This is a genomic window from Parasediminibacterium schistidii (genome assembly GCF_046546515.1).
Taxonomy (GTDB): domain Bacteria; phylum Bacteroidota; class Bacteroidia; order Chitinophagales; family Chitinophagaceae; genus Parasediminibacterium.
The window spans coordinates 24125-35491 of sequence record NZ_JBKHKJ010000036.1 but is presented as its reverse complement, the minus strand read 5'-3'; the positions used below and the strand labels follow the sequence as shown (position 1 = coordinate 35491).

Annotated in this window: 7 protein-coding genes; 3 read left to right on the top strand and 4 right to left on the bottom strand. The window is 45.1% G+C overall.

From position 1 onward, the window contains the following. Positions 1-279: 279 nt before the first annotated feature. Positions 280-1071 carry a 16S rRNA (adenine(1518)-N(6)/adenine(1519)-N(6))-dimethyltransferase RsmA gene (gene rsmA / locus ACHFIY_RS16965; protein WP_410847310.1) on the top strand — a complete coding sequence of 264 codons (792 nt, stop codon included), beginning with the start codon at positions 280-282 and terminating at the stop codon, positions 1069-1071. A 161-nt stretch (positions 1072-1232) separates the two neighbouring features. Next, positions 1233-2168, top strand: a complete 936-nt coding sequence (locus ACHFIY_RS16960) for an NAD(P)-dependent oxidoreductase (RefSeq protein WP_410847309.1) — start codon at positions 1233-1235, stop codon at positions 2166-2168. A 197-nt stretch (positions 2169-2365) separates the two neighbouring features. Here the strand turns inward: ACHFIY_RS16960 and ACHFIY_RS16955 are convergent, their stop codons facing one another. The 4 genes from ACHFIY_RS16955 to ACHFIY_RS16940 form a co-directional block, all read right to left on the bottom strand. Beyond that, positions 2366-2710 carry a hypothetical protein gene (locus ACHFIY_RS16955; RefSeq protein WP_410847308.1) on the bottom strand — a complete coding sequence of 115 codons (345 nt, stop codon included), beginning with the start codon at positions 2708-2710 and terminating at the stop codon, positions 2366-2368. A gap of 174 nt (positions 2711-2884) precedes the next feature. After that, positions 2885-4732, bottom strand: a complete 1848-nt coding sequence (locus ACHFIY_RS16950) for a 2-oxoacid:acceptor oxidoreductase subunit alpha (protein WP_410847307.1) — start codon at positions 4730-4732, stop codon at positions 2885-2887. A gap of 397 nt (positions 4733-5129) precedes the next feature. Further along, entirely contained in the window at positions 5130-6356 is a 1227-nt protein-coding gene (locus ACHFIY_RS16945; RefSeq protein ID WP_410847306.1) for an IS256 family transposase, read from the bottom strand. Positions 6357-6466: 110 nt separating this feature from the next. Further along, positions 6467-7855 carry an IS4 family transposase gene (locus tag ACHFIY_RS16940; RefSeq protein WP_410847305.1) on the bottom strand — a complete coding sequence of 463 codons (1389 nt, stop codon included), beginning with the start codon at positions 7853-7855 and terminating at the stop codon, positions 6467-6469. A 553-nt stretch (positions 7856-8408) separates the two neighbouring features. On the opposite strand from ACHFIY_RS16940, the gene polA reads away from it, so the two are divergent. Continuing rightward, positions 8409-11366: a DNA polymerase I gene (polA, locus tag ACHFIY_RS16935; protein ID WP_410847304.1), complete on the top strand. Its 2958-nt coding sequence runs from the start codon at positions 8409-8411 to the stop codon at positions 11364-11366. The last annotated feature ends 1 nt before the right edge of the window (position 11367 follow it).

Genomic DNA, 11367 nt, shown 5'->3' with positions numbered 1-11367 from the left:
GCCGTTTTTCAGTACAATAAAAGGATTCATTTTATGCTAGCATCCAAAGAAACACCTAACTATTTGAAGCACTTTTTTTGAAGCACTTTAAAGTGCTTCAAAAAAAAACAATAGAATTGCATATTATCTTTTCCGATACCACCTACCCATAACTGGTGCATTTCAAAAAGTTGTAAGTGCTTTTGCAAAATTTGGGTTAAGAACGATTCGCCTAATAAGGGCTAAAACAAGAATGATAATATAAACCCCAACTCCACTCTTTCTTTTACCTTTGCCAAAATGCAGTACACACTCAAAAAATCGCTGGGGCAACACTTTTTAAAGGATGAACATATTTGCAAGCAAATAGTGGCTGCATTGCAGCAGCAGCCTTTTGCCCAGTTGGTAGAAGTAGGGCCAGGTGCAGGTGCATTAACCAAATACCTATTGCCGCTAAAAGGCTTCGACTTTAAAGCAGTAGAGCTAGATGATGAAAAAATAGTCTACCTGCACAAAACATTCCCAGCTATAGCAGGTAAAATAATCCATGCCGATTTTTTGCATATTGATCCCCCTTTTGAGGGCAACTTTACTGTGGTAGGCAATTTTCCTTACAATATATCATCGCAAATACTGTTTAAAATATTGGATTGGAAAGACCAAGTGCCCGTGGTAATTGGCATGTTCCAAAAAGAAGTGGCCATGAGGGTGGCAGCCAAAGAAGGCAGTAAGGTTTATGGTATCATCAGTATTTTGATACAGGCTTATTATGACGTGGAATACCTTTTTGATGTTCCTCCAGAAAGTTTCACCCCTCCTCCCAAAGTAATGAGTGGGGTAATTAGGCTAACGCGAAAGCAAACCCATTATACTGTAAAAAGTGAAAAAGCCTTTGTGCAATTGGTGAAAATGGCGTTTAACCAACGCCGCAAAATGCTGCGTAACGCAGTTAAAAGCTTGTTCCTGCCTGATGTATTGGCAGACCCCTTTTTCAACAAGCGCGCGGAACAAGTAAGCATTGAAGAATTTGCAGCCCTTACCTTTAAAATGGGTACCGACGACTCGCACTTAAACGCTAATGAGGTTGAATAGGCACTCTTAAATCATAAAGTCGTATGGTTACGCAATATATTTCGGTTATATTCTTGTCTCACTCTTTATCTTATTGCCTCTTTGCCTCAATTCAGAAAAATCTTTGCGAACTTTGCGAAACCTTTGTGTTCTTTGCCGTTAAAGCATTAAAATAAGAATAGTTGAAGAAAGTTATTATTACCGCCAAGGCACACCCCTACTTAGCCACCACCCTTGCAGAAAAGGGGTATGAAGTGATATACTTGCCCGAAATTACCTACTCAGAATTGGGGGATATTATTGCCGATGCCACAGGGCTTATTATTACTACCCGCCTTAGCATAGACGCTGCCCTGATTGACAAAGCCTCCCAACTGCAATGGATTGGCCGATTGGGCAGCGGTATGGAACTGATAGATGTGCCTTTTGCCGAAGCGAAAGGCATTACCTGCGTAAGCAGCCCCGAAGGCAACCGCAATGCCGTGGCAGAACACAGCCTTGGTTTTTTGCTATGCCTGATGAACAAGATAAACAGCAGCCACCAAGAAATAAAGGAAGGTAAATGGATTAGGAACGAGAACCGCGGCGATGAGCTAACGGGCAAGACGGTAGGCATTATTGGTTTTGGCAACACAGGCGGTGCTTTTGCAAGGCTGTTGGCACCATTTAATGTTACCTTATTAGCAAATGATACCATTAAAAAAGGCTTCTCCAGCGGTTTTATAAAAGAAGCTAATAAAGAGCAAATCTATCAACAAGCAGATGTTATAAGCCTGAACCTACCTTTAACCAAGGAAACATTCCATTTGGCTAATGATGATTTTTTTAATGCCTTGGAAAAGAAACCTTATTTCCTGACTGCCTGTCGTGGCAAGGTAACAGATACTGCTGCCTTGATACGTGCCTTGCAAAACGGAAAGATAAAAGCGGCAGCCTTGGATGTATTGGAAAATGAAAAACTATCCAGCTATACCGCTGAAGAACAGAAGCAATTGGATTGGTTATTGGCACAGCCAAACGTAATCATAACCCCGCATATAGCTGGTTATAGCCATGAGGCATATTATTTAATGAGTAAAGTGGTGTTGGATAAATTGGGCATAAGTGGTAAGTTATAAGGCGAAAGTTGGGTGTGAAGCATAAAGCAAGTAAGTGGCATACAAACCTATAGGGTTTAGGGTTAGAAATTCGCTAAACACTTTTGAGGTTAATTTCACTACATACACATCTTGGAAAACGCAGTAATTATATCTACGCCAGCTAGACATAAAAAAGAGAGCCTAAAGCTCTCTTTTTTATTTTATAAATACCTTGGTTATGCTTTTTTATTCGCTTTGTAACGCAAATCTGGCGTGCCGTCTTTTTTTAGTTTTTTGCCCATAGTATCTGCTTTTGCTTTCAGCTTGTTTTCTTTAAAGCGCATATCGGCAGTACCGTCTTTTTTAATCTTGCTGGCAGTGTCTTTGCCTTTGGCCATCATTTTATGCCCATCAGCCTTTGCTTTGTCGCTAGAGGCTTTGGCGTCCGTTTTTGTTTGATCGGCTTTTGTTTTTGCATCCATCTTCATGGATTTCATTTTATCCACGGAAGGCATTGTTTGCGCAAGGCTGGCTGTAGCAAACAATACACCGCCCAATAGTACCATAAACATTTTTTTCATATAGCTTTTTATTTAGGTAGCTAAAGTAAATAGGTTTTTTGAAATTAACCTGTTCGTTTATAAATATTTATTGAAAAGATAATAAGATTAGGATATCCTTTGAGAAAAGATTGGCAACAACAAAAAAGCAACCCTTCTGAGGTTGCCTTTTTCTAAATAGTTTTATAATATTTCCTACAACATTTCTGTAATAGTCGTAATTAATTCGCTTTTGGTAATTGGTATGCCCATTATTTTGTTGTAAGCTTTTGCATCTACAAAAAATTCGTCACGGATTATTTTTACCAGTTGGCCATTGTTTATTTCCGGTACCAGTACCTTGTCAAAGTTCTTGATAATCTCACCCAAGTTTTTAGGGAAAGGGCGTATGTAACGGATATGCGCATGGCTCACGGCGTGGCCTTGGGCTTGCAAGTCTAGCACGGCACTTTTAATAGCACCATAAGTACTGCCCCAGCCAATTACCAAAACCTTGCCTTTTTTGGGGCCGCTGTCAATGGTTTGCAGGGGGATATAGTTTGCTATCAAATCTACTTTGGCTTGGCGTGTTTTCACCATGTGCTGGTGATTGTCAGAGTCGTAGCTGATATTGCCTGTTATGTCTTGTTTTTCCAAGCCGCCAACCCTATGCTCCAAACCTTTTGTGCCTGGCACCGCCCATGGGCGTGCTAGTTTTTCGTCCCTGCGGTAAGGCATAAACTTTTCCTCACCTTCTATGGGGCTTTCCTTAAAGTGCACTTCAATAGTTGGCAAATCTGCACTGGTAGGGTACTTCCACGGCTCTGCGCCATTGGCTATATAACCATCGCTTAATAAAATAACAGGTGTCATGTGCTGCACGGCTATCCGCACGGCTTCAAAAGCAGCATCAAAGCAATCGCTAGGCGTAGATGCAGATACAATAGGCATGGGGCATTCGCCATTCCGGCCATAATACGCCTGCATCAAATCGCTCTGTTCTGTCTTGGTGGGCAAGCCAGTTGATGGCCCGCCACGCTGTATGTTCACAATTACCAAAGGTATTTCCAGCATCACTGCAAGACCCATGGCCTCGGCTTTCAATGCCATGCCGGGACCGCTGGTAGTTGTAATGCCTAGGCTGCCGCCGTAGCTGGCACCAATGGTAGAAGTAATAGCTGCTATTTCGTCTTCTGCCTGGAACGACCTTATACCAAAGTTTTTGTATTTGGTAAGTTCGTGCAATATGTCAGAAGCTGGGGTAATAGGGTATGTGCCAAGGAAAATAGGCAGGCCGCTTTTCTGCCCAGCGGCTATCAAACCATAAGACAATGCTTGGTTGCCCATGATGCTGCGGTACAAACCAGGCTCCATCTTGGCTTTTTCCACGGTATAGCGAGTGCTAAAAGTTTCTGTGGTATCGCCATAGCTATAACCTGCCTGCAAAATTTTGATATTGCTTTGCAGGATACTTTCTTTTTTGCCAAATTTCTCTTCTAGGAAATCGATGGTGCTAGACAAATCACGGTTGTACATCCAGTAAATAAACCCAAGTACAAACATATTCTTGGCACGATCCCTTTCTTTAGTGCCTAGATCGTGGTTGTCTTTCAGGGCTTCGCGGGTAAGCTTGGTTACATCCACTTTTATCAGCTCGTAGCCTTCTAGGCTGCCATCTTCCAATGGGTTTATCCCATCTGCATAGTTGGCAAGGCGCAGGTTCTTGGAATCAAAACCATCTATGTTGGCAATTATTTTGCCACCTCGTTTCAGCCCTTTCAGGTTTACTTTTAGTGCAGCAGCGTTCATGGCCACCAGTACATCGCAAGCATCGCCTGGGGTAAATACTTTGTTTGAAGAAAAATGCACTTGGAATCCACTCACCCCTGGCAAAGTACCTATCGGTGCCCTAATCTCGGCAGGGAAATCGGGGAAAGTAGCAAGGTCTATCCCCAACATTGCGGTATTGTTGGTAAACTGCTGCCCTGTAAGCTGCATCCCATCGCCGCTGTCGCCTGCAAACTTTATTACAACGTCCTGTAAAACCTGTTCGTCTTTAACCATTATTAAAAAAAGTAAGTAGTAAAAAATATATTTATGACACCCAATGTAAGCTACGTTTAAAAATGGGTGGCGAAGTTAATGCTATTGGTATAATTTGATTGTGGATTTTTTAGTTTTTTGGCAATCTTTACTGGGAACGTTATCGGATGGTGTGGTTGCTAAAGCACAAAGAAAGGGCCAACACCCATCAAATGTATGGGAAATCCCAAAGCTAGAAGGTAAGGTTGTGAATGTGGGGAGGCAGCCAACGATACGGCAACGATGAGCCAATGAAAGTATAGCTTTTACTTACGGGTCTGTAAATTAAACTGTGTCAAATGTTTATTAGGGTTGAGTACAAAAGAGGCGGTGACGGCTCCCTCACAGAGCAAGGCACCGCCTCTTTTGTACGGTAAGCCTAGATGTCTGTCTTCATCCTGTCAGCAAATATAATCTTTAGCTGTGCAGCACAGACAGCCCAGTTGGGCAATGGCATTGTCCACTTTCCTTGTATCCTTTCAGTGGCCAGGTAAATGAGCTTGAGCAAAGCCATGTCGCTGGTGAACACCCCTTTGTTCTTGGTCACTTTCCTTATCTGCCTATGGTAGCCTTCGATGGTATTGGTGGTATAGATGAGCTTCCTTATACCATCCGGGTACTTGAAATAGGTGCTTAACTTGTGCCAGTTGTTTTCCCATGAACTTGTCACGATGGCATATTTCTTCCCCCATTTTTCCTTTAATACGCCCAAAGCCTCCAAAGCCTGAGGTTCGTCACTGGCTTTGTAAACAGGCTTTAGGTCTGCCATGAAAGCTTTTTGGTCCTTGCTGGCCACATATTTCAGGCTGTTGCGTATCTGGTGGACCACGTAGGTCTGTACCTCTGTTTGTGGGTACACGGTGCGGATGGCTTCGTCAAAGCCCTTGAGGTTGTCGATGCAGGCTATCAGTATATCGTCTATCCCCCTGCGTTTCAAATCCGTGATGACGCCCAGCCAAAAATTGGCACCCTCGCTTTGTGACACGTACATGCCCAGCACTTCCTTGTGCCCGTCTTTGTTGATGCCCAGGATATTGTACATGCAACGTGTCTGTGTGCGCCCATCCTCTTTTACCTTGTAGTACATCGCATCGAGCCAAACGATACAGTAAAGGCTTTCCAAGGGGCGTTGCTGCCATTCCTTCACCAAAGGCACCACCTTGTCCGTTATGCTGCTCAAAGTGGTGGCAGAAATGTCCGTGTCGTAAGTTTCTTTCAAGTGCTGGCTGATGTCCCGAAGGCTCGTGCCAAGGCCGTAGAGCCCTATTATCTTGTCTTCAAGGCTCGCCACCATGATTGTTTCCCGCTTTTTCACCATCTCAGGCTCGAAGCTGCCCAGACGGTCACGGGGCGTATTGATCTCTATGTCACCTGACGATGTACGCAAACGCTTGCTCCCCTTGCCGTTCTTGCGTTTGCCCAAACTTCGTTCCCCAGCATCAAGGTGGGCATCCAACTCCCCTTCAAGGATGGAGTTCAGCATTTCCTCCAACAAAGGTGGAAATGCACCGCCTTTGCTGAATAACGACTTGCCACTGCGTAGCTGTTCCTTTACTTTGTGCTTCGCCAATTCGTAGTCGAAGCCTGCATTTGAATGCTGTTCCATATCCTGTGTTTACAAATTAAATAATTTAATTCTTGACACAGTTTATTTTACACTCTCTCCCCCTTTAGTTACGTTACCGAAATAACTTTCCCCTATCTGTGAGCTACCCTTTACCCAAATTTTTCTTTGGTTAAAATTGCATACATTTCCACTGCATCAATCAGTTTCCTATAGCCCCTCCAAATAACCTTTACGCCTGGCGGCCCGTCTGCAGTCCTTCCTAGGTGGCCACCCAGTTTGCCTATCCATTTGGTTGCCTCCTCCATGGTTGGCGGCGTTTCGGGCAATACCGCTGTTTTGAAAGTAAGCATGTACAGCACCGCCCATTGCTCTTTTGTAAGCACTAGCTCGCAGCTGGCTGCTGGCATTGCCCTTGACAGGTAGGCAAGCTTCATTATCTCCATGGCAGCCATGCTGTACAGGTGTAGGGCTTTTTGCAGGCTTGTTGCTTTTTCCAATTGCAGGTCTTCTACCCCTGTGCCGCTTTTCAGCACATAGTGGAACCTTTCTATCAGCCACCTGTAGCAGTACCACAGCACGCACTGCAGGGCATCTGCCACGCTTTCCACGCGCAGGCTGGTCAGCAGCTTCCATTCCACAGGGTCTTCCTGCCAGTCCTCCTTGGGCGATACCTGCCGCAGCAATATGGCTGTCAACCCCACGCTTTCTTGCTTGCTTTTGCTGCTTGACGGCTTTTGTACCACCACCTTTTCAAACTGTACCGATGCTGTTATCTCCACCCGCTTGGTGCTGCGTGCCTCCGGTATTTTCAACGCCACCTCCGCCGCCACAGGGCTGCCAGACAGCTTGTCCCATAAACAACCAGCCTCCTCGCTGCCCTCAGCACCACTGCTTTTAAGCCTCCTGTTGTGCGTAGAGCGTATCAACAAATCGGAATGCCCTGGCTCAGCGGCAGCAAACAACTCATAAATATCGGCTTCCCTGTCGGCAATATGCACCGCCTGCACTTCACTGCCCAGTGATTTGCTGGCTGCTGCCATCCCTTTATACCAATGGTAGCTCTCTTTGTCTTCAAAAGTGGTGCCATGCCGATTTTCTGCCTTGCCCAGGTTTTCCAATGCGCGGGTAAACGTATGCTGGTACAGCAGCGAAAGCGGCACGCCTTCCGTGCTTACTGCTATACTATTGTAAGTGATGATGCCAAGGGAGGACGAGTTGGCCAGGTAGCCCAGCCCTTCGGTTGCATCCAGCCCATTAAAGCTCACTTGGCAAAAATCATGGGCTACCAGTACCTTCTTCAACCCTGCCAATTGGCTGCCACCATACGATTGTACCGCCTCCTCGATGCTTTTCAATTTGACCGATTTGCTTTTAAAGAAATTATATGTTGCCTTCGTCTCGTACCAGTTGCCCGTTTGCTGGGGGATACTGCTGCTTGGCCGGCTGACAACATTGTTGATTATTTTCACAAAACGCTCGTCCCGCCGCTTGTCCCCAAAATTCAAAACGGGAAAATCCCCTATCGATACCAATTTCATCGCCCTCAAATTTACAATACAATAACAACGATTCCTTAACCGATTTATTGTGTCTACCCTAAAATAAAATTTGGATAAAGGGTAGATCTGTGAGGGGGTTACCTGCATGACCTGTCAGGTAAGCTGTTCAGAATCATGGGAGCTTCTTAGTACAGTTTTGAGCTACTTACGCATGAGTAAATTTCCTATTGAGTAGTCAAGCTGCACCATTCTTTGTGCCCTTTAAGTGGAACGTTTTGCCCTAAAGTCAGCTTCCTTTGTGCTTCTTTGCGAAAAAATTTGTGTTCTTTGTGGTTAAACCTTCGCTTAAAACTGTACGAAGTCTTTAAAGCCTATTCTGAACAACCTACCTGACAGGCCTAATTGGGGAAAGTTATTTTGACAATGTTCCTTAGGTATCTACTGAGCAAGCACAATTGCCCTCACGGGGGTGGCCATTAGGCCAGGGTAATTAATCTCTCCGTTTGGCTTTCAATCCTTTAGGGGATGGGGATTCCCTTCGCTTTAATAAAAAAATGCTCCGGCTTACACCCTCAATCCTTACCTTAGCTTCATGCAAAAGAAATTGTTCCTGCTTGATGCCTTTGCCCTTATTTTCCGAGCCTACTACGCATTGATACGCAACCCCCGTATTACCAGCAAGGGCCGCAACACCAATGCCCAGTTTGGCTTTACCAATACCTTGATTGACTTGATGAACAAAGAAAAGCCTAGCCACCTGGCCGTATGCTTCGACATGGAGGGCCCAACAGAACGCCATACCGACTTTGCCGACTATAAAGCCAACCGCCAAGATGCCCCGGAAGACCTGATACTTGCCATACCAGACATCAAAAGGCTGGTGGAAGCGTTCAACATACCCGTTGTAGGCGTTACTGGCTATGAGGCAGATGATGTGATAGGCACCTTGGCATGGGAGGCACATGATGCTGGCTACGAAGTATTTATGGTAACGCCCGACAAAGATTATGGCCAACTGGTAAGGGATGGCATTAACATTTACAAGCCCGGCTACCAAGGCGGCGACGTGGAAATTATGGGCCCAGCAGAAGTTTGTGCCAAATGGAACATAGACCGGGTGGATCAAGTAATAGACATTTTGGGGTTGATGGGCGATGCGGTTGACAATATACCCGGCATTGCAGGCGTGGGCGAAAAAACAGCAGCCAAGCTGCTAAAAGAATACGATACACTGGAAGGCGTGCTGGCCAACGCAGAAACCATAAAAGGTGCATTGGGCGAAAAAATAAGGGCTGGCAAGGAAAATGCCATCATGAGCAAAAAACTGGCCACCATTATTACCAATGTGCCAGTAGCATTTCACGAGGAAGAATATAAACTGAAAGAATGGAACAAGGAAGCCCTGCAGGAAATTTTTGCAGAATTGGAATTCAGGACAATGGCACAACGGCTAGGTTTGAACGCCATACCGCCGCCTGTGGCAGCTCCCCTCAACCTTTCGCCCAACAAGAAAAGCAGCACAAGCAAAGCAGCTACCAACCAAGGTTCTTTGTTTGATGCTCCCCCAGCCCCCTCGCAAGGAGGGGCTTCTGTCGCTGCGTCAAGTTCAGGCGGTGTCGGTTTGTTTGGGAGTATATTTGAACAAGAAGCGCCATCCATCATTAATGAAGAAATTGCGAGTGGTGCTGCGCTTTCAATCCCCCCTTTAGGGGACGTGGGTGCGATGGCTACTATCCACACCACGCCGCACCAGTACGAAGTAATAGATACTGCCAATAAAATTAGTGGGCTTATTGGTGAACTGCAATCCTACTCCGAAATATGTTTTGATACCGAAACTACTCATATCGATGCAAACGAAGCAGAATTGGTAGGCCTTAGTTTTTCTGTAGTCAAAGGCGAGGGCTATTACGTCCCCTGCCCTGCGGAGAAAGAAGGCGTATTAGGTATACTTACACAATTAAAACCTTTGTTTGACAATGAAAATATTATTTGGGTAGGGCAAAACATAAAGTACGACCTACTGATGCTGAAATGGTACGGCTTTGAGTTGAAAGGCAATTTGTACGACACCATGCTTGCCCATTATGTGATAGAGCCAGAAGGCCGCCGCAGCATGGACTTGCTTAGTAGCCAATACCTGCATTATGAACCAGTACATATAGCGGAACTGATTGGCAAAAAGGTAAAAGGGCAAGTGCAGTTTACCATGCGTGACATAGAGATAGAAAAGATAAAAGAATACGCCGCCGAGGATGCCGACATTACCCTCCAGCTAAAACATACTTTCGAGCCACTTGTAGCAGAAAAAGAAGTGGGCGAGGTATTGGAAAAAGCCGAGAACCCATTGGTAAAAGTGCTTACGGACATGGAGTTTGAAGGCGTGCGGATTGACATGCCATTTTTGAAGGACTATAGCGTAGAACTGGAAAGGGAGGCAAAAATATTTGAGGAAAATGTATATAACCAAGCTGGCGTTCGTTTTAACTTGGCTTCGCCAAAGCAATTAGGCGAGGTATTGTTCGATAAATTAAAATTAGACCCCAAAGCCAAGAAAACAAAAACAGGACAATATGCCACTGGCGAAGACGTGTTGATGAAACTATCGCACCAGCACAAGATAGTAGCGGATATTTTGGGCTTTAGACAATTGACCAAACTAAAAAGTACTTATATAGATGCCCTTCCCCTGATGATTAACAGCAAAACGGGCAGGGTACACACCAGCTATGCACAGGCAGTGGCTGTAACAGGCAGGCTTAGCAGCAACAACCCCAACTTGCAAAACATACCCATCCGTTCAGAACGGGGCAGGGAAATAAGGAAAGCCTTTATACCAAGAGATAGTAACCACATTTTGGTAAGTGCTGATTATTCCCAGATAGAACTACGCATAGTGGCCGCCATTAGTGGCGACCCCAATATGTGCGAGGCATTCAGGCTGGGCAAAGACATACATACGGCAACGGCTGCAAAAGTATATGGCATAGACGAGGCAGAAGTAACCAAAGAACAACGCTACAAAGCCAAAAGCGTAAACTTTGGCATTATCTATGGGCAGGGGGCTTTTGGGCTGGCAGACAACCTAGGCATAAGCCGCACTGAGGCAAAGGAAATAATAGACAACTACAAAAAGGAATTTGTGGGCATTACCACCTATATGGCAGACACCATCAACTTTGCGCAGGAGCATGGCTATGTAAAAACCCTTTTAGGCAGGAAACGCTGGCTAAGGGATATTACCTCTAGTAACTTCACCGTTAGGGGCTATGCAGAACGCAATGCAGTGAACAGCCCCATACAAGGTACTGCTGCCGACATGATAAAACTGGCCATGATAAAAATTCATGCCGCCATAAAAGAACAAAAACTGCAATCGAAAATGATTTTGCAGGTGCATGACGAATTGGTATTTGATGCCTTGAAAGAAGAAGTGGACATATTAAAACCATTAATTTTGGAGAACATGAAAACAGCCCTTATTCTACCAAATGATGTACCCGTGGAAGCAGAAGTAGGCGTTGGGGAAAATTGGTTGGAGGCACATTAAT

Bases quoted from the DNA above. Each gene is read 5' to 3' on its own strand.
- ACHFIY_RS16955 (WP_410847308.1), bottom strand. From the start codon at position 2,710: ATGAAAAAAATGTTTATGGTACTATTGGGCGGTGTATTGTTTGCTACA.
- rsmA (WP_410847310.1), top strand. From the start codon at position 280: ATGCAGTACACACTCAAAAAATCGCTGGGGCAACACTTTTTAAAGGAT.
- polA (WP_410847304.1), top strand. From the start codon at position 8,409: ATGCAAAAGAAATTGTTCCTGCTTGATGCCTTTGCCCTTATTTTCCGA.
- ACHFIY_RS16940 (WP_410847305.1), bottom strand. From the start codon at position 7,855: ATGAAATTGGTATCGATAGGGGATTTTCCCGTTTTGAATTTTGGGGAC.
- ACHFIY_RS16950 (WP_410847307.1), bottom strand. From the start codon at position 4,732: ATGGTTAAAGACGAACAGGTTTTACAGGACGTTGTAATAAAGTTTGCA.
- ACHFIY_RS16945 (WP_410847306.1), bottom strand. From the start codon at position 6,356: ATGGAACAGCATTCAAATGCAGGCTTCGACTACGAATTGGCGAAGCAC.